Annotated in this window: 14 protein-coding genes and 1 pseudogene; 9 read left to right on the top strand and 6 right to left on the bottom strand. The window is 43.1% G+C overall.

What is annotated here, in order from left to right; translation table 11 throughout:
* Together ubiE and WBA23_RS04035 are read right to left on the bottom strand one after the other, a co-directional pair.
* Positions 1-710, bottom strand: a 710-nt coding sequence (ubiE, locus tag WBA23_RS04040) for a bifunctional demethylmenaquinone methyltransferase/2-methoxy-6-polyprenyl-1,4-benzoquinol methylase UbiE (RefSeq protein WP_424580964.1), incomplete at its 3' end; no start/stop codon positions are given.
* A gap of 120 nt (positions 711-830) precedes the next feature.
* Positions 831-2,924, bottom strand: coding sequence for an OmpA family protein (locus tag WBA23_RS04035; RefSeq protein ID WP_424580963.1), 2,094 nt, complete (start codon positions 2,922-2,924; stop codon positions 831-833).
* Between the two features lie 633 nt (positions 2,925-3,557).
* On the opposite strand from WBA23_RS04035, the gene WBA23_RS04030 reads away from it, so the two are divergent.
* From WBA23_RS04030 to WBA23_RS04020, 3 genes and pseudogenes are all read left to right on the top strand, one after another.
* Complete coding sequence (locus WBA23_RS04030; protein WP_424580962.1) at positions 3,558-5,711, top strand: PQQ-binding-like beta-propeller repeat protein; 2,154 nt, start codon at positions 3,558-3,560, stop codon at positions 5,709-5,711.
* A 29-nt stretch (positions 5,712-5,740) separates the two neighbouring features.
* Entirely contained in the window at positions 5,741-6,322 is a 582-nt protein-coding gene (locus WBA23_RS04025; RefSeq protein ID WP_424580961.1) for a plasmid pRiA4b ORF-3 family protein, read from the top strand.
* Positions 6,323-6,360: 38 nt separating this feature from the next.
* Positions 6,361-7,047: pseudogene (locus WBA23_RS04020) on the top strand (heme-dependent oxidative N-demethylase subunit alpha family protein).
* A 274-nt stretch (positions 7,048-7,321) separates the two neighbouring features.
* On the opposite strand, the gene WBA23_RS04015 reads toward WBA23_RS04020, so the two are convergent.
* Together WBA23_RS04015 and WBA23_RS04010 are read right to left on the bottom strand one after the other, a co-directional pair.
* Entirely contained in the window at positions 7,322-8,221 is a 900-nt protein-coding gene (locus tag WBA23_RS04015) for a lysylphosphatidylglycerol synthase transmembrane domain-containing protein (protein ID WP_424580960.1), read from the bottom strand.
* Positions 8,211-9,758 (bottom strand): ArnT family glycosyltransferase, encoded by a 1,548-nt coding sequence (locus WBA23_RS04010; protein ID WP_424580959.1) that lies wholly within the window; start codon positions 9,756-9,758, stop codon positions 8,211-8,213. The genes WBA23_RS04015 and WBA23_RS04010 overlap by 11 nt, the downstream gene beginning before the upstream one ends.
* 248 nt (positions 9,759-10,006) lie before the next feature.
* Here WBA23_RS04010 and WBA23_RS04005 point away from each other — a divergent pair, with 248 nt between their 5' ends.
* Together WBA23_RS04005 and WBA23_RS04000 are read left to right on the top strand one after the other, a co-directional pair.
* A complete protein-coding gene (locus WBA23_RS04005; RefSeq protein WP_424580958.1) occupies positions 10,007-13,900 on the top strand; it encodes a PAS domain S-box protein in 3,894 nt (1,297 codons plus the stop codon).
* A gap of 35 nt (positions 13,901-13,935) precedes the next feature.
* Positions 13,936-14,580 (top strand): response regulator, encoded by a 645-nt coding sequence (locus WBA23_RS04000; protein ID WP_424580957.1) that lies wholly within the window; start codon positions 13,936-13,938, stop codon positions 14,578-14,580.
* 56 nt (positions 14,581-14,636) lie between these two features.
* Here WBA23_RS04000 and WBA23_RS03995 read toward each other — a convergent pair whose 3' ends face one another.
* Positions 14,637-15,620, bottom strand: coding sequence for a hypothetical protein (locus WBA23_RS03995; RefSeq protein WP_424580956.1), 984 nt, complete (start codon positions 15,618-15,620; stop codon positions 14,637-14,639).
* A gap of 673 nt (positions 15,621-16,293) precedes the next feature.
* On the opposite strand from WBA23_RS03995, the gene WBA23_RS03990 reads away from it, so the two are divergent.
* The 3 genes from WBA23_RS03990 to WBA23_RS03980 all read left to right on the top strand — a co-directional run bounded on the left by WBA23_RS03990 (position 16,294) and on the right by WBA23_RS03980 (position 18,748).
* Positions 16,294-16,992, top strand: coding sequence for a hypothetical protein (locus WBA23_RS03990; RefSeq protein ID WP_424580955.1), 699 nt, complete (start codon positions 16,294-16,296; stop codon positions 16,990-16,992).
* A 284-nt stretch (positions 16,993-17,276) separates the two neighbouring features.
* The gene (locus WBA23_RS03985) at positions 17,277-17,600 is read left to right on the top strand and encodes a hypothetical protein (protein ID WP_424580954.1); all 324 of its coding nucleotides are present in this window, start codon (positions 17,277-17,279) and stop codon (positions 17,598-17,600) included.
* Between the two features lie 140 nt (positions 17,601-17,740).
* The gene (locus tag WBA23_RS03980) at positions 17,741-18,748 is read left to right on the top strand and encodes a CBS domain-containing protein (RefSeq protein WP_424580953.1); all 1,008 of its coding nucleotides are present in this window, start codon (positions 17,741-17,743) and stop codon (positions 18,746-18,748) included.
* A gap of 158 nt (positions 18,749-18,906) precedes the next feature.
* Here WBA23_RS03980 and WBA23_RS03975 read toward each other — a convergent pair whose 3' ends face one another.
* Positions 18,907-19,362 carry a GNAT family N-acetyltransferase gene (locus WBA23_RS03975; protein ID WP_424580951.1) on the bottom strand — a complete coding sequence of 152 codons (456 nt, stop codon included), beginning with the start codon at positions 19,360-19,362 and terminating at the stop codon, positions 18,907-18,909.
* A 134-nt stretch (positions 19,363-19,496) separates the two neighbouring features.
* Here WBA23_RS03975 and WBA23_RS03970 point away from each other — a divergent pair.
* On the top strand, positions 19,497-20,143 hold a 647-nt coding region (locus WBA23_RS03970; protein WP_424580950.1), incomplete at its 3' end, for an alpha/beta hydrolase.

The following is a 20,143-nucleotide window of genomic DNA, read 5'->3' as shown; positions in this document are numbered from 1 at the left end:
GTATACACAGAGCTTATGCCAAATGTAAGTGCTTTGCATCGTGTTTCGGTATAGCCCGCTTGTTGCAATGCTTGTAAAAATGCCTGTCCATCTGGAAAAGCCTGCACTGACTCGGGCAAATAAGTATAAGCCGACTGATCTTTAGAAATAATGTTACCAATAAGCGGTAAAACATTCTTAAAGTAAAAGTTATATAATTGCTTCATTGGGAACTGAGTAGGCTTAGAGAATTCTAACACCACCAGCCGTCCATTAGGCTTTAGTACGCGACACATATCCTTCAGACCAGTATGTAGATTTTCAAAGTTGCGTACCCCAAAAGCAACGATCACCGCATCAAACGTATTATCATCAAAGTGTAAACCTTCCGAATCGCCCAATCGAAGTTCAATCCGATTATCCAAATGACGGCGTTTTAGCTTCTCGCGACCCATATCTAGCATTCCGTCGGAAATATCAATCCCAATTACCTTATCGGGATTTAATGCGAGCGCTTCAATAGCAAAATCAGCGGTGCCGGTAGCAACATCTAATATGTGTTTAGGCTGATAAGGCTTGAGTAATTTGATAGCCTTTTTTCGCCAGTAGATGTCAATTCCTGCGCTTAGTAAATGATTTAACAGATCATAACGCTTACTAATGTTGTTAAACATCTGCGCTACCTGTTCTTTTTTAGAAGACGATTGATCTTTATACGGAATAACAGCCATAGTCTACAAACAACCCGGAGGGGGGATGCTAATTTAGTACGACTATCCAACGGCCTATATTAAGGTTTTGTTCTCCGGAATAGGAGGGTAGTACTCAAAACTTTGCTGAGTAAGTATTACCTACTGGTTGGCAATAGTGCGGGATTCTAGCACTCGCATCTCTACCCGACGGTTGAGCTCGCGTCCTTCAGTTTCATCGTCATTACTGGCAATTGGGTCGGATTCGCCGTAGCCTTGGGCAGTAAGACGTTCCACAGCGATACCTTGTTCGACTAAATAATTAACAATAGCCTGCGCTCGCTTTTGTGACAAGGTCTTGTTATAGGTAGTGGGACCAATATTATCGGTATGACCGGCAATTTCTACCCGCACTCCTGGATTTTCGTCTAAAAAGTTTTTAAGCCGGTTTAGCTCTGCTTGCGATCTGTCTTCTAATTGGGCACTGTTAAAATCGAAGTATACAAAGTTAAGCACCATTCGGTAGTTCGTGGTTACTTGGGCCACAGGGTCTAGCGTAATCTTCTTACGGAACTCCTGCGGCTTATTCGCCATCGGCGGAATGCTTACCTTCACACTTTTGTAAATGTAGCCGGGCTTTTCTACAGCAAGCGCATATTCCACTGTTTGGTTGTTCTGAATATCGAAACGATAAATACCTTTAGCTACCTTTTGCGGTGTAAGAGCCTCATTTTCATCGCTCCCTTTCAGCGAAACCTGGGCTTCTAAAGCTTGCTGGTTAGATCCGTCCTCTACCTTTAATAACAACTGTACCGGTTGAAGCGCATTGTTTTTCTGCTGATTAACCTGCCCAATATTACGGTTTGTCAGCCCGCCTTCATCAGTTAATTGCTTTTGGTTCTTCTGATCTAGCTTATTCGCTAACTCTTCAGTTTGGTCAGGAATTTCTACCATGTAGATATCTAAGTAGCCTACTCCATCATTGCGTACCGTTGAGAAGTACCCCCGCTTACCATCTTTCGTACTTACAAAGTAAATATCATCATCAGGAGTATTGATTGGGTAACCAAGGTTAACAGGATCATTCCAATTGTCATCCTCGGCCTTATAAACGGATTTAAATATATCGTATCCCCCCATTCCTTTTCGGCCTCTACTACTAAAGTAGAGCGTTTTACCGTCAAAATCCATAAATACTCCGTCCTCATCATAGGGAGTATTTACCGTTTCGCCCAAATTAGTTACTTTGCCCCACTCACCCCGCCGATCTTTTTCGCACTTGTAAAGATCTAGCCCTCCGAAGCCACCGGGCCGATCGCTAGAAAAATAGAGCGTTTGCCCATCGGGGGAAACAGTAACTGAATTTTCAGAATAAGTAGAGTTTATATTGTCACTAACCGGCTCAGGTTCCGACCAACTTCCGTCAGATCGTTGGTCTGATACGTAAATGTCACCATTATTTTCATCACGGTATACATATAACTGCTTTCCGTCAGCCGATAGCGCTAGGTTTGATTCAAAATATAAGGTGTTTACTGGCTCATCTATGTTTTTAGCAGATCCCCACTGGCCATTTTCTTTGTAAGAGATAAAGATATCTTCGTAAGCGAAGTTGTCATCAAATACGTTTTCATTGAGATTGTTTTCCCTTCGGCGCGAGGTGAAGATCATCATCGTCTCGTCGGCATTAATTACTGGGGCGTAATCCAGACCACTAGAATTTATACTGCTGCCAATATTTTTAATAATAAAATTCCGAGCATTAGCCACAAATTCCAATCCATTCTCACATTCATAGACACGGCGCTTCACTTGGTTGGCTGGAATTTTATCTTCGCCCCGATAATCTTTTTCTTGGCTTAGCTTTTCTAAGTAGCGATTGTAATACTCAATAGCATCTTCAAACTGTAACCCGTACTGATAAGCACGGGCAATTGAGTATAGTAAGTCAAATCGGTAGTCAGCATCTAATTGGTAAACTTGTTGAAAGTAAGGAGTAGCCTCACCTTTGTTTACTGTTTCAACAATAGTTTTGCCCGCCATAAAGTTGGCCTTAACATTGTTTGGATCGAGCTGAGCCGCTTGGATATACATCTCCTTGGCTTGTTCAGGGGCTTTCTGAACATAGTAAATCTCGTCGCCAATCTCTACAAACTCTTCGGCCACCTGCTTGTTACTGTCTTGAGCTAAAACTGCTACCGAAGACACAAAGCTGAAGGCAAATAGTAGAATGTATTGTACAATCAGTCTATTCATAAACATATGGAAGGCGGAAGTATGTTAACTTCATACAACTTCGCCGACATCAATTTTACATAATAAGCCTTTGCAAGTTATTGTAATAAGGAGTGTTATAAAATAGGTTGAAGCTACAACGTAAGTTTTGATAAAAATCAGTGTGATTCAGTTAGTTACGGTTTAGTATTCGGAGGCTGGAAAGTAATATTATGCGGTAGCGTAATTAGGTGAAGTACAAATGAACTACTACTAATTATATTCTACTTGGTATTGAAATTAAAAAAACATTTATAGTAAGTGCCTGATTAACAATAGTTTGAGTTGTTAGGTCATAGGTGAAGTAATATTCATTTATTTTCTATAAAGAATAATAGTAAATACGGAGAGGAAATAATTTTAATAAAAGTATAGGTAATGTATTAGTTAATTCTAATGTATACCGTAGTGTGATTTTTTGCTAAATAAGTAGTTCTATAAGGGCTAATAACACGGAGGAGTAAAGGGTATGGATAAAAAAAGTCGGTTCAAATTGCTAGTAGGGGGCGTATTAGCCTAATTTGGTTGAAATATGCTCGAGAGAAGAAAGTATAAGCAGAAGTAATATTTTCTTTTTAAATTTAGCGGTTATAGTAAATGTAGTAAAGGAAAAGTATGGTTTTTCGTAATTTATATTCTTGGGTTTTACTTTTTTCAATCATTGTATCGTGTCAAATCTCCGAGATTACTGAGGCTGATCGCGAAAGCGTTAATAGATATGAAAGTTGGAGTCATTATTTGGGCGATCCGGCCCGTACGCATTATTCATCCTTAGGACAGGTTAACCGAGATAACGTTCAAAATCTGGAAGTAGCCTGGACGTACGCTTCTGGTGATATTGGTGAAGATAACTACATTCAGTGTAATCCACTGGTGGTTGATACTATTTTGTACGGAGCTTCACCCGGCATGAAAATTTTCGCCATACAGGCGGCTACTGGTGAGCCAATATGGGAGTTCAATCCTTTTCAGGGAACCGACCAAGTGAGCTTTACCCGGGGACTAGCCTATTGGGCAGATGGCGAAGATCGTCGGCTCATTTTTTCCGCCGAAGAAAAACTTTATGCATTGGATGCCCTCACTGGAAAACCACTAGCTGATTTTGGCGACGAGGGGTATATCGATTTGAGAAAGGGGTTAGGCAGAGACGTGGAGGGGCTGTCGTACCGCTATCATGCCCCTGGCACTATCTACAAAGATTTGATTATTATGGGAGCGTTGAATTCCGAACGACTTCCGGCGGCCCCCGGTCATATTAGGGCGTTCGATATCAGAACGGGCGAACAAGCTTGGATATTCCATACCATTCCCCAACCCGGCCAGCCGGGGCACGAAACCTGGGAAGATTCTACCGCTTATAAGTTTATTGGTGGAGTTAATAACTGGACGGGAATGACTTTAGATGAAGAACGAGGAATTGTATTTGTGCCCTTAGGTTCAGCTGCTTTCGATTTTTACGGAGGCAACCGCAAAGGAGCGAATCTGTACGCCAACAGCTTGGTAGCACTAAATGCTCATACTGGCGAAAAGGTGTGGCACTTTCAAACCGTACACCACGATATTTGGGATCGGGATTTGCCCGCTCCGCCTACACTGGTCACTATCAATCATAATGGTGCACAGGTTGATGCAGTAGCCCAAATTACGAAGTCGGGTCACGTATATGTATTCAATCGCGAAACCGGAGAGTCTTTGTTTCCAATTGAGGAGCAAACCTACCCAGAGTCAGATTTGATTGGCGAACAAGCCTGGCCTACTCAGCCGCTACCGACCCAACCTCCCGCATTTGCCCGTCAGCGAATGACCGCCGAGGACATTAATCCGAACGCTAGTTCTCGCGATTCGCTATTAGCCGTATTTGAAACGATTCGTTCCGATGGGCAGTTCGTGCCACCCAGTACCGAAGGAACCATTATTTTCCCTGGCTTCGATGGTGGGGGAGAATGGGGTGGATCTGGATACGACCCAAACACCGGAGTTTTGTACGTGAATGCCAACGAGATGCCCTGGATTCTAACGATGGTGGAGCAAGCCCAAGAGGCGCCGAAAAATTTGATTGCACTAGGGCAGAATGTTTACCAAGGAAATTGTATGGGTTGCCACGGAGCCGAACTGCAAGGCTCTAACTTTCATGGTAACGCCCCTTCTTTAGTAAATTTAGCGGACCGACTGGATGAAGGTCAGGTGCACAACATGGTACGAAATGGAAAAGGAGCGATGCCTTCCTTTGCTTACCTAACCGATACCCAAACGGACGCCGTTACTGCGTTTTTATTGAATAAAGAGCAAACCGACGACATGGCGGTACAAACTGTATCTGAGAAAGAAGTCGGTCAACTACGCTACAATCATACCGGTTACAATCGCTTTGTAGATTCTGATGGTTACCCCGCCGTAAAACCACCCTGGGGTACCCTAAATGCTATTGATTTAAATAAAGGTGAAATACTCTGGAAAGTGCCTTTAGGTGAATTTTCCGAGCTGATAGAGCAAGGCGGCACCCCTACCGGCACGGAGAATTACGGTGGCCCGGTAGTGACTGCCGGAGGGCTGATTTTTATTGGAGCTAGTAAGGACTCCCAGTTCAGAGCGTTTAACTCAGCTACCGGAGAAGAACTATGGCGATATTCGCTTCCGGCTGCGGGAATGGCGACTCCCTGCACCTATGAGGTAAATGGCAAGCAGTATGTTGTAATTCCAGCCGGTGGGGGAAAAATTACTGAGCAACGAGGCGACCAGTACGTAGCGTTTGCTTTGCCTGAAAACTAAAATATTCAAGCCACTTACTACCAAAAACCATGGCCTACCAACTTAAGATAACCCTGGATGGCAGCCGTAAGCCACCCATTTGGCGGCGCGTGCTGATACCTGATAAATTCAGCTTTCACGAATTGCACGCCGTTATTCAGGCAGTGATGGGCTGGGAAAATGCTCACTTGTACGCTTTTCGTCCTCTGGGTCGCCGAGGTGAGGATATTGGTATTCCGTTCAACGATGATTTTGCGGGGGTAGAAACCCAGGATGCCCGGAAAATACCCATCCGGTCGCAGCTAACGCAAGAAAAGCAGAAAATAAATTACGAGTACGATTTTGGCGATAGTTGGTCGCATACGGTGCTGGTAGAAAAAATCACGGATGAGAAGATCACGGCCCCTCGCTGCTTGCAGGGAAAAGGAGCTTGTCCGCCCGAAGACTGCGGCGGTATTTATGGCTACTACATGCTGGTGGAAGCGGTAAATGACCCTAAAAACCCTGAACATGATGATATGCTGGATTGGCTAGGAATGGAAGAAGGCGAACAGTGGGACGTTAATGACTATGAGCTAGAAGAATGCCAGCAGGAGATTATTCATTTTCAGCAGTACGCTGAGGGTTGGTAACGGCGCACTTTCCGATAATGCAATAGGGTAAATAATTTATGTTACTAGCAACTCTCGCTAAGTATCTTCCCTTTCTATCCAGTAAGTACTCTGTTTCGCCGGGTTTGAAGTCCCTAGAAACAGATTTTGGAAACAGATTGGTTGACCAGCGTATTTTCCAAATCGATCGAGATTATTCTCGCTTCATGCAAAACAAGCAGGCCTGCCGGAAGGAAGACATTACTAAGTACTACCGGCAAAGCAACGAGTTAGTTCAAACGCTACATAGGATCAACCAATCCATAGCGCAGCGATTGGCTGTTGAGTATCCGAATTACTTTACCGATCAACATGCGCACGGTGTCAGCCAACTTAAAAATCATTTGCGAGATACGCTGATTCGCTGGAGTGTTGAGGAGGGACTGTTATTGGAGACTAACTATCAATCCGTATTTGATGCTTTAGTCGATCAGGTTCCGGAAGATTTAGCAATTTGGCAACTCTCAGGCTAGAGTGATTACCTTTCTACGATTCATCTGTGTGCACCGAACCACTGGTCACCTGCCGATAACGTTGGGTGTCCATTTTCGGCTATTCACGAGCCAGTCGCCGGAATGGATAAGCTTCGGCAAAACTATCACTCTATGCTTACTTGCCTGCTGCAACCCAAAACCTGGGTGCGCTTTGCTTGGGGATTAAGTACTGATAATCGGCTCAACCATCATTCCGAATCTCCACCCAATTAGAATCAATAAGATTGGCAGGGAAGAGCATTTAACCCTGATCACTCGAAATTGTTTGTGCGAGTAGAGCGACAAACGCTAACGGATTTGCTAGAAGTGAAAGCCATACTATCTACTATTTGACCCTATTTTACCAATGTAGAAGAGTTAAACCATACTGCGAAAAAAGTACTTATTCAAGCACTAAATTCTATGTCACAAGCTACCTTAGATTACGAAGGACTACTAATAACAAGGATGAAATTGTTCAGTGGCTTAGTCAAGATGCGACTGGCTCTTAACCGCTTTCAGTTGTCTTTTTAATCGAGACAAACAACCCCAATAGTGAAGATAACGCAGTACTTAAGAAGAAAAGTAGGGTAAAGGTAATAGCTGTTTCCTGCTGAATTTCTAAATATTGAAAGCCATACAAAAATACTAATTCCCGAGCACCTACTCCACCGATGGTAAATGGTAGTACCGCTACTACTGAGGAAACCATAAACAAGGTAAGATAATCTAGATAATAGGCTTCTACACCAATGCTTATTAACAGTAGTGCCGCCGTAAGTACTTGCCCAGCTTGTACCCAAAACGACCAAAAAGTGGTGATTCCGAAAGCAGAGGTGAGTTGAGGAAAAAGTAATTTGGTAAAGAAATAAAAGGTCGGTAAAACCGCTACAATCAAAATAATTACCGCCGTATCAAAGTAAGAAATGCCACTGCTAAAGGAGCTGAAAAGTAAAAAGCCACCGGCCATGATTAACAATAAGGCCAAGCCACTTAGTCGGTCTAGCAAAGTTGCCCCAATTAGCTGTTTAGTTTTAACATCAAACTGCTGCTTCAGTAAATATACCTTATAACCGTCGCCACTAATACTACCGGGCAAAAACAGGTTATAGAACATACCTAAGTATAGTAACTCAATGTTGTAGCGATTGCTAATGTGGATACCCAGTGCTTTCAAGTAAGCTTTAAATCGCCAACCTGCTGCAATTTTAGATAGGTTGAATGCAAAGAAGGCCAGCACCAAGTAGATCGGATTAGCTTGGAGGAACGTCTGTAACGCTTCCTGAGCATCAATTTTTCTGAACACAAAAAATAAGGCCGTAGCCGACAGCAAGAGTTTTAAAAAAAAACTAAGCCGACGGCGAATTACTGATTTTTGCGGATTAACTTGGGTAGGGTTAGGGGTCACGAAACTTTAACAAGACAAACTCTTGATCTCCGTAGGCAAAAGTATAAAAAACCTCGTACATCCTATCATCTAGTAGCGAGCGATTGGCTAAATAGTAGTAGTGATTGTTTACCGTTTCGTCCCTTCTAAGTATTTCAGTGCGCTCCCGCTCTAAATAAAAAACGGTAGTCAGCGAGCAGCGAGAATCTTCAAAAAGAAAAAGAGGCTCATTTTTAGTAATCTCGGCAATTTGGTAAGCATCGGCTTTATCCTGAGCGGCACTGCCCTCTTGAGCCCGGTAAGGAAGAATAACGCTAGCAAACACAAATCGAAGCAGTACAAACAATAAAATTACGTTGGGCAGAGCAAAAGTTGGTTGCTTTAGATGAACAATCAGCAATGCTGCTATGGCCAGCGTAGCTACAATTGATACGGCAACTATTCCGGAAATATCAGCTAGTTGGGGAATAAAGGGTAGGGCTAGGCAGGTAAGCCCAGACAGAATAATTAGCCCTAAAACAATACCGTACAGCCATCGGAAACGTGGGTGACTGGTAGCTTTGGGAAAGCTGGTATACCCAAAAGTTAGAACGATAACCAGCAGAGGGTACAGCATATACACGTAGCGAGAACGAGTACCCGGCGAAATCCAATAGATAGCAATATTGCTAATAAATAATATTAAAGAAAAAAGTATAAATGGTTGTCGCCTAAGCTCAGTAATAAAACCTTTTCTGATTGTAAAAAGTAGCAATAACGAAGCGGGTGCTATATTTTTTAGCGTTTCTAGCGGAAACAATAACAAGTGAGGTATAAGTGTGAAAACCGAGTTTTTCAGCATCGTTCGGTCACTGCTTTGTGACCACAGCGAGTCTTCACTAGTGAAGTAATTAGTAAACGGATGATACTGATCGTACCACCAAAAATACCCGCCTACTATCAGTAGATAAACTAAAATTCCAGCCAAGTGGGCTAGACTAAAAAGATATCGAAGCCTTCCCTTGTACAGAAAGAAAACTCCTAATGATATGGCTAAAAACACGGGTGAAGGTAGTCCCTTGGTAAGCGTTCCAATCGCTCCTAGTGCATAAGTAATAATGAACAATAGATAAAACTGCTGCTTCTGGTAGAAATGAAAAATAGTAAAGAAACTGCCTAGGGTGATGAACGAGTAAAATAGATCGATCTCGCCCGCCGTAGCCGAAAAGTAGAACAGCACATCGGCCATTATCCAAGTAAGCAATCCGGCATAAATACCAAAATAAGTGTCAACGTAGCGTCGGCCCATCAGAAAAACTAATACGCCCATTCCCAAAAAAGAAAGAATAGAAAAAAATCGGGCCGCGTACTCCGAATAATTTCCAAATAGTTTGAACCCACCAATAACTACCCAATTGTAAATTGGCGGCTTTTTGTAGTAGTACTCACCCACTTCAGTGGGGACAATCCAGTTTCCGCGGAACAACATTTCCAGAGCAACCAACGCCCGGCGGGGTTCTTCATGCTTTAGGGGAGCCACCCCCAGATTTATAAAGAATGAGGTGAAGAGCAGTACCACAATCAGTAATAAGTAGTACTGTTCAGGTTGACTGAAAGGTTCGCTTAAACGCTTCTGAATCGGTTCGATGGAAGGGGTAGGTTTAGTTTTGGATCAAATTTCGCGAATCTATTAGGAAAGGCAAGCATGGTTAGCCTAAATTTTCAGCACGAAATCCCCCAATTTGGGGTAGATAATTGCGCTAATCCTACTCCGCATATCTCAAGAGAAATAGCTATCTTTAAGGTTATAAGTGATTGACAACCTTCATGTTAAATCTATATTTCTTTCCTTTTGAAAAAAAGTTGCTGCTTCTACTGGTTGCAATATATGGGCTTTGTCCCACCAATTCACTAGCCCAGTACTATAGTTTTGCTCACTATTCTATTGAAGAAGGATTACCACAGACATCAGTAAATCACTTTGCTCAAGATCATTTCGGCTATTTGTGGGTAGCTACCTCGGGTGGGTTGAGTCGTTTCGATGGGCAGAATTTTCAGAATTTTGGTATGCAAGATGGGCTCTCAAGCAGTTACGTTACCCATGTTTTGGAAACATCTGGTAAGCAATTAGCTATTGCCACCTACAATGGGCTAACCATGTACGATGGGCACACCTTCACCGCTCATTCGGTGAATAATCACTCCGGAAAAGCACTAGAAGTACGGCGCATATTTGAACATAGCGACGGGCGGTTATTATTGCTACTGCCCCAAAATCAATTAGCTTTTTGGAGTTCGGATACTATTGATTTACTACCCGTTCCGGACATCTTGGCCGAGAAGTATATCACCGGCATGGTGCAGACTTCACCCAATACCTATTGGGCTACTACTTACGACGGAGATTTACTTAATTTTAACGGGACAGAGTGGAAAATGCTCCCGGTGACTCACACGAGCCAACCGAACTTTAATGGGCTATACCGCGATAATTCCGGTCAGTTCTGGCTAACTAGCGAACAGGACCTATTTACTTACCAGCCCGAAGATACTGTATTTCGTAAGTTTACATTTCAGGGGGATTTACCGGGGATTGTCTTCTCTCTTATGTCTGATGCCGAAGAGCACATGTGGGCTGCCACGGCTAACGGTGTTTTCCACTTTAATTCAAAAACGGGTAAAATTGACCCGAAGAGTTATGGGTTGGATGGATCGGTTGTGCGGGATATCTTCCAGGATCGAGAAGGAAATACTTGGTTTGGTTCTTTCGATGAAGGAATGTATAAATTTCGTAGTGAAACGTTTACCTATCTTCGTACGGAACACGGATTATACGAAAAATCAGTTTTTTCAATAATTAAAGATCAGCAGGGTGATCACTGGTTTAGTTATATTCCCGGTGGTCTTGATCGCTACGATGGTGAAAAAGTTCATCACTACGGCCCAAAAGAAGGACTAACCAACGATTTTATTCACTGTAGCGTAGAAGATAGTCTAGGGAATTTATGGTTTGGTTCAGGCTATGGTCTTACTCGCTACGACGGAAAATCGTTCTATAGCATTCCGCCCGATAAGCTGCCTAATCGGCGAATTCTTTCTTCCTTCCGCGATCACGATAACAATCTCTGGTTTGGGACTGCTCAGGGGGTAATACAGTACCGAGATGGGCTGTTTCTTTCTATAGGGGGTGAAAGCGGTAATCAGTGCAAGTCGGCTATTACCACCATCGATCAAATGGACGACCACCGGATGGTATTTGGCACCAAGGAAGGGGTGTATATTTGGGATGGCGCGAACTATACTCCTTTATTAAACAGTGCTGCCGCGCAAAATGAGTACATTCTAACGATGGTGGTAGATAACAACCAAAGTCTCTGGTTTTCTACGGTCAACGGCTTACTGTTTCGTTATCACTTCCCAACCGGTGAACTGCAGATGATGCATGAGAAAACGGATGTGCCGCCTGGCATGATTTACAGCATGGAGATTGCTCAGGACGGAAGCCTGGTGATGGGAACCCAGCGGGGAGTGTACCGCTTGCTACTTGATGGACAAGGAGAGGTACAACAGATGATGAATTATGGCAAAAACGATGGTTTTTGCGGAATGGAAGCCAACGCCAATGCTTCATTTGTAGATGAAGACGGGAGCATTTGGATTGGAACAGTAGATGGAGCCTATAAATTCAAACCCAGTAGTCAGTTAAAACAATTAGCTCCCCCGGTGCCTCACCTAACGGAGATACAGCTACAGTACCAAGCGGTAGACTGGAAGGAACACGTTGACAGTGTGCTAACTTGGTTTCAGATACCAACGAATCTAACCCTTTCCTACCAAGAAAATCATATTGTCTTCTTCTACCAGGGGGTTAGTTTATTCGATGCTGAAAAAGTTCGTTATCAGTTCAAACTCAATAATTTTGATGAAGCTTGGTCACCCGTTACCCGGCGTACTGAAGCAGTATATGCTAACGTACCTCCGGGTAAATATACGTTTCAAGTAAGGGCTCAAAATGCTCGAGGAAATTGGAGTAGCCCGTTGGAATTTGCTTTTAGTGTATCTCCCCCTTTTTGGCAAACTTGGTGGTTCTACCTGGGGTTAGCAGTATTTGTCATTCTATTAATACGCGCGTACGCGATATGGAATCTGCGGAAAGAGCGAAGACAAAGAAAGGAGTTGGAACGAGAAGTAAACAAACGTACCCAGGAAATTCAGAATTTGAACGACAACTTGGAAGAGCGAGTACATCAGCGCACGTATGAATTAGAAGAATCAACTCGCCAGTTAGCGGAGGAAGTGCAGCTTCGGGAAAAGCATCAGAGGCGGGTAGCACGTCAAGAACGGGAATATCGTTTATTGGTTAATAACCTCAGAGAAGTGATTTTTAAATCTGATCCGGATGGAAACTTTACGTTCTTAAATAAGAGGTGGGAAGAGTTTACCGGCTATTCAATAGAAGAAAGCCTGGGACAGAATTACTTAGTAATCATTCACCCCGAAGAACAGGAGAAGTATTTAATCTACCAACAAAAAATGTTAGCGGGTGATATTCCTTTTGTAGAAGAAGAGCTACGTGTAGTAAGAAAAGATGGGTCGATTATTTGGGGTAAAGTATCAGCACGCGCTGAGCGAAATGCAGCGGGGAATCCGGTGGGCATAAGCGGTAGTCTAATGGATATTGACCAGCGAAAGCAAGTTGAGTTTGCCTTGCGGGGCAGCGAAGAAAAGTACCGATTTTTGGCCGAAAATACCCAAGATATTATCACGCTTCAAGATTTGAACATGGACTACACCTATGTTTCGCCTCGCATCAGAGAGGTAGCCGGGCACAATCCGGAGAATCTGATAGGTAAAACATCATTTGAGTTTTTGCATCCCGACGATCGAGAACCCTACGATACCTTTCGACAACAGGTGCTGGCTAAGCAAGAACTGGCCAGTACCACATTACGATTTATGACCACCGAGGGAGTCTATCGTTACTACGAAACGTCTTTGAAGCCAATATTCGATGAAAATCAGCAACTGATTCACTTCATTTCTTCTAGCCGAGATATAACCCAAAAAGTAAAGCTAACCCAAGAAATCGAGAAAGTTCGTAAAAAAGTAGCTCAGGATTTTCACGATGAAATGGGAAATAACCTGGCTAGCATTTCGGTGCTTTCTCAAATTATTCAAAGCAAGTTAGGAACACCTACCAATGGCATTGGCAGTTTGCTTACTAAGATTGATACTGCTTCTAAAAACCTCTTCTACGGCACCCGAGACTTTATCTGGGCAATTGACCCGAGGAATGATAATGTGCAGGAGGTATACTTTAATCTGAAGGACTTTGGTGAGGAACTCTTCGAGAATACCGGAGTGTCTTTTTTAGCTAACTTTGAAACCTGTGAAGAACAGCAAGGACTCAAACTTGCTTCTGGATGGAGTCGCCAAATCGTTTTAATATTTAAAGAAGCACTGACCAATGCTTTAAAGTATGCCCAGGCAAATACCGTTCAGTTAGAGTTCCGCGTATGCGATAATGCGTTTGAAGCTACGCTGCAAGACAATGGAGTTGGTTTTGATTCACATTCGCCTCAGCAAACCTTTCGGGGAATAAAAAACATGCAAGAGCGCGCTCGAAAAATCCGCCTGGTGTTCCAGCTAAAGTCAGCTTACCAGCGAGGAACTACGGTAAGTCTGCGGGGAAAAATCACCCAAAATGGGGTAGAAAATTGATAGGCGTTTAACTCAGTAACTACGTATAACCAATTATGAATAACTTATCAATAACTACCCAAGAAACCAAAATTACGATTATTGAAGATAATGACGTGGTACGCGATGGGTTTGCCCTACTCATCAGCAGCGTGAGCCAACATCGAGTAGTTAATACCTATGAGAACTGTGAGGATGCTATCAAAAACATATCGAGCGATCGTCCTGATATTATTTTAATGGATTTAGAGTTGCCCGGAATGCACGGGGTAGAAGGTATTCGCCGAATTAAAAAACTGCTACCTGAAGTAAATATCTTGGTTATTTCGGTGCATGCTAATAGTGAGCTGGTGTTTCAGGCATTGTGTTCCGGAGCTAGTGGATATATCACTAAGAATGCGGGGCACTCCAAAATTTTGGATGCAATTACTGAGGTAAAAAAAGGGGGAGCTCCTATGAGCAGTCAGATTGCCCGCATGGTGGTTCAGTCTTTTCAGAAGAATACTAATTCGCCCCTTACCTCTCGCGAAACGGAAGTGTTGGAACTACTAGCGAAGGGTAAAAGCTACTCGGCTATTGCTAATGACCTCTTCGTGCATAAAGAAACAATCAAATCGCATATTAAAAACATCTACGGTAAGCTTCAGGTAAATAGTAAAGCCGATGCTATTGAAAAAGCTATTAAGCAGCGATTGATCTAACATAGTGTTAGTGTGTTATAGTTTAGGGTTCTGACTTGCAAAACCCAAACCTAATATCAAAATACCAACTTTTCCTGCTCTATCGGTTTGATATCACTACCAAGCTTTTTCTCCTGTTTGGCCAATAAGGGTTCTGGGCAAGCAATGTAAAATTTCTCTTCGGGATAGTTAAATATAATAGAGGTTCCCCTGAACATTGTGTTACCGATCGAACCCATACGAAATACTCCGGGCGAAAGCTCTTGTTTTGGCAGACTTCGGGCGGATGGTGCAATAGTGGCTACTTTTTCGTAGTAACCGGGACCAATAAGCACAGAATTGACTGCTCCTTTCTTTCCTTTTAAAATACCATTAATGCCTACTCCTACCTTAGCGATTCTAGGTTTGATTATTAACTTCTGAATAAGTGAGTCCGAAAGCTGAAGCAGTAATGCGTTGTTAAACCCTAAATCCAGCATGAGGTTCATTTCCATAGTAGCTAGTTTACCTTGCACCAATGCCGAAAGATAAGGCCGGCCATTCACCACTTCCATGGGTAGCGATTGATAATTATCCGTTACTGAGAAGTTCTCGTACTCATGCAGGCGAAGCACTTGACGAGGATAGTCTATCTCCACAACGAAACTACGAAACAGGGTAGACCCTAACAGCCCATGAATTTTTTTACGCCCCCCTTTAAAATGGGCAAAAGGATTTTTATCTAGCACCGCCATGCCAATCCGGTCCGTTGCTGCTCCGGATAGATGAAGTGATGTTCCTGAGATTAACGTAGCTCGCACTGATTTTCCGTTCCCAGCCCCTCGGACAGTGATTTTATTTCCCAACGCTAAAGGTAAGCCCCGGATATAGTCTTTATGAAAAATTACCGGATTGGTAGTGGCGTTGTCTAGAATGAAATTCATAGGTCTTTTACCCGCTACAACTACCTCTACCACAATTAAATTATTCACAAAAGTAAAGGGAATTTCAACGTAGGTCTGCCCATTGGTTAGCATGAAAATGGGCTGGGACGTTGCCGCTAGTAGTGAGTACGGAAACATTAACACGACAGCAAGTAAGGAAGTCAACCTGGGTAACAGCAAAATAGGCAATAGCATGTGAGGTTGGGTTTGTTTATAGTAGGTTACGGCTATCTCATAGACTAAGGTATCCCCTAATCATAGGGTATTTACAATGTGTCTAATTAACCTTGTGGGGGATGGAAATAGCTAAAAAGTTATGATATGGAGAGGATTTACCAATCTTCTATTCCAAAAGAGGGGATAAGTGCTCAAAATCATATCCCCTATTTAGGGGGAGTAGCTCCTGAAAGAAATTGCAAGAAGCTAAACCCCCCAATAGAGGGGAAATATTGAGTGGATGCAGTTAAACTATTCTCATAACTTATTGCGATAAATCCTGAAAGATGATCTTTCATATTGCCAAATTTGGACTTGCTTATTTTAAAGCAATTGGAGATAATTCCAGAGGTGAGATGATAGGTAGGTACTATCCTCATTAAAGAAAAAATAAGAAAGACCACATTCAGTCAGATAATGCATTACTAGGACTCCTTGCAAAAATACCCTAAAAAGCGGGATGTATTAGCTGCTAAAGAATACCCAACTTTGTGTATCGACATACTTGGCCTGCCGAATGAGCTTGGTACGCCAGCCTTGGTGCTTCTTATCAACCTAATTTATATTTTTATGAAAGTACATTTTTACCGTGAGCATGACCGACGAGCAGGGGCGCGATTTGGAGTTTGCTCCGGTAGAAGCGTTAGAGGTAACTGTAACCTACACCGATGCATCGGAAGGGACTACCCACAAGCAAATGTTAGAATCAATAAGTAGTTGGCCGAAAACGTATGATTTAGGCGTAGATGACCTGATTAACCTCTTTCCTGATGAAGTGCTTACCCGCGCATCATTAGGGTTAGGTGACGGATTCTTCATTACGACGGATTTTCGGCTGCAAGACGGTCGGTTTCTCAGTGGCTGGAGTCCATCTTTGCTGGATAATTCGGCAGCATCTATCTACCGAGTATTCGTTAACTATCCGGTCGCCTGCCCGTCTTACTTGGCCGGTACTTATCTGGCTGAGTGTACAAGCTGTCCGAATGGTGAATTAACTAGTCAAACGGTTACACTTACGTCAGTCTCGCCCGGGGTATACTCAATAAGTGATATCACAATGGATGTTTTTGGGGGTGGCTTCGCAGTGGCGTATAACGTTACCGATATTTGCAATGACATATCAGTAGCTGCTGGTTCTCGCGATTTCGGAACAAATATAGCAATGGAAGCGCAGGCTGGTAGTGTAGTTGATCCCGTTACGGGAGTAATCACGATGAACTTAGAATACGCTTCGGTTTCTTGTTGTGGTCTTGCGGGACTAAAAGTAGCCTATACGCTAACCCTTCAGAACTAAGATTTTTCCGAATCATATATTACGACCGTTTGAGAGAGCGGTTTTTTTGTTAAGCTTCACTGATGTTTCTGGACTTTCGGAGAAGTTAAGCTTTAGCGTGGATTAAGGAGATATTTGCATGAATAATCACCAGCAGTAAGAAGGGGGTAAGGGGATCACCCTTACTTTCGCACTTTTTGCTAAAAAATCCCGAAACTGGGGTGATGGTTTGCAGGGCAAATATTGCGGATATTAGTGCTATTAGAAGTTCAGATTTAACCCAACCACATTCAAAGTTACTATCTATGATTCGCATTCAATTTAAAGAGGAAGATATAGAAGCTCTTCGCTACGAGCGGTTTCACAATTCTAGTGCCCGAGTACAACAAAAAATGGAAGCTCTTTACTTGAAAGGTAAGGGGCTTCCGCACAACGAAATTTGCCATATTTGTGAAATCTCCAAGACTACGCTTATTGCCTACCTGAAAGAATACAAACAGGGGGGGGTCGCTAAGTTAAAAGAAGGTACCAAGTATAAAGGGCGAACCAAAAAAGTAAAGAGTACCACGCTAGGCTTTTCCGAGCGGTTACGCGAACAAATCTCCAGAGCTGAACATCAAATAGTATAATCACTCTAGCTTTTCTAAATCACTGACCGCTTACTATTCTCGTAAGTGGTTTTTTCTTGTTACCTATCACAGGCTGGGATATTGAAAGAAAATGTAGAACTTTGCGCCCGCAACAAATTCTACTGTTAAGCCCAATTGTTTTGAAAATTTCTGCTTCTCTATATTCCAATCAAGATAAATCCTTAAAAGAGTTAGTACAGGAACTAGACGCTCTCCGAATAGACTCATTCCATATTGACTGTAATGATAACCCTGCGGTATTTGACGATATTCGAGAAATCCGCCAACTGAGTAAAACTCCTATCGACCTTCATATCATTTCTGCCGAACCCGAAAAGTATTTTCCTTTAATTGCGGAGCATCAAATTGAGTACGTGCAATTCCAGTACGAAACAATGGACGGAAAGGAACTGCCCCTCCCGCCAATAGGTACCAAATATGGCTTAGCAATAATATCCGATACTCCATTAGAAGTATTTGCTTCTTACCGTGATGTCTGCTCCTTTATTCTACTAATGACTACCACTCCGGGTAAGAGCGGGGGAGTGTTTCGTAAAGATAATTTTAACCGCATCCGGCGGTTTGGTAAGCAGTTTCCGGACAAGAAGATTCACGTAGACGGAGGGGTAAACGATGAGGTGTCATTCATCCTACGCAGTTTGGCAGTTGATTCGGCGGTGTCAGGTTCATTCTTAGTGAACCATACCTCTATGGGAGCAGCTTTACTCGGATTGAAGATGCACGAGGTGAGTTCGCACTACCGGGTGAAAGACTTTATGATAGACTTACGGGATGTGCCGCAGTTACCCGAAGAGAAAGTAACATTAGCCTCAGTACTGCAAACCATTGAAGACTACGGTTTGGGTTTTACTACAATCGTAGATTCAAATAACCGGCTTGTTGGCATTTCTAGTAATGCGGATGTCCGTCGTGCCCTGATAACCCATCTGGATCATCTACCCAATATTCCTTCTGCTGAATTAGTTAATTCAAATCCAGTATCTATCTCGGAAGAGGCCACGGTGGAGGATATGCTTAAGCTGGTCACTAATGTTTCTTTTCCCATTTTGTTTCTTCCCGTTGTCAACCAACAGCAGCAATTAACCGGCACACTCATGTTCAACAATCTGATTAGAAGTGAAGGTTAGCTAATCATTTACAGAGCTTTGAATTAGTCAATACAGTCATACATCAAAAGAAGCGATTTAACAATACAAGAGGCAGTCTGGTCTCATTAAATGGAGCGATTTAGTAATACAATAGGTAATGCTGAATAGTCAAACTTCTTGTTTGTGGGTGAACTTACCTAAAGGCGCAATTCTAGTACTAATTGGTCTTGGTGCTGAATCCCGGATTCAAACAAAGGTTCATTGTAGGTATTAAGAAAATAGTCTCGTTCTACGGAGACTACCCGAAAACCGAGTCGCTGATAAAAGGTGAGTTGGTATCCGAAAGTACCGGTTTTAACCAGTATCTTTCTTGTGCCATCTAGGGACGCTCGGTCGATAGCGTAGCGCAATAGTTTCGTGCCAATGCCTCTGTCCTGACAATCAGAGTACACCGCAATATTCATAATTTCTACAGTAGAAGTTCCTGATACTTTTACTACGCAAGCCCCAACAATTCTGCCGCCCTCACGCGCAGCATAACCTTTAGCTTGGGATAGATACGTATTGATTTGTTTTTCAGAAGGATCAGCCAGCAGAAGTAAATCGAGGGGTATTTGGTCAGTAGCTATATTTTGAATAACCAAACTTTTCATAATACACGAATATAGATGCGATTAAACGATATAAGAAAAGGTTAGTATAGAATTTCTCGATCAATTATGCTGAATACCCTCAATCTACTTGTTTATTAATCGGTGAGCCAGTACTTTTCTGCTAAAGTAGTGCTATGAAGAAATCTTTCACTTTTGCAGTTGTTTGGTTTAGTATCGTCGCCTCGGGTTGGGCCACATCTGGTTGGGCCACACCTGGTTGGGCCACACTTGGCTGGGCTGCTACGGCTGATACCGTACAGATTTTTAGTGAAGCTATGCAGCGAGAGATTTCGGCAGTAGTTATTACTCCTGAAGCGTATACCGCGGAAGATCAACGCTTCCCCGTAGTTTACCTGCTGCACGGCTATAGTGGTAATTACGCCGACTGGATTACGAAAGCTCCTGAAATACAAGCGTTGGCTGATCGTTATCAGCTAATTCTGGTTTGCCCCGATGGTGGATTTGATAGTTGGTACCTGGACAGCCCAGCGCAGCTAACGAGTCAGTACGAAACCCACGTAGCTGCCGAGGTGGTCGACTTTATAGATACTAATTATCGTACGGTTGATCAACCTGCCGGGCGAGCGATCACCGGCCTCAGTATGGGGGGGCACGGGGCTTTATTCTTAGCTATTCGTCACCAGAACACGTTCGGGGCAGCCGGTAGCATGAGTGGGGGAGTGGACTTAACGTATAATGTTGATAACTGGGGAATCAAAGACAAGCTGGGTGCCTACGCTGAAAACCCCCTACGTTGGGATTCGCTCTCGGTAGTAAATAT

The organism is Tunicatimonas sp., assembly GCF_049647865.1.
Classification (GTDB): domain Bacteria; phylum Bacteroidota; class Bacteroidia; order Cytophagales; family Cyclobacteriaceae; genus Tunicatimonas.
This window is presented reverse-complemented; position numbering and strand designations above follow the sequence as displayed.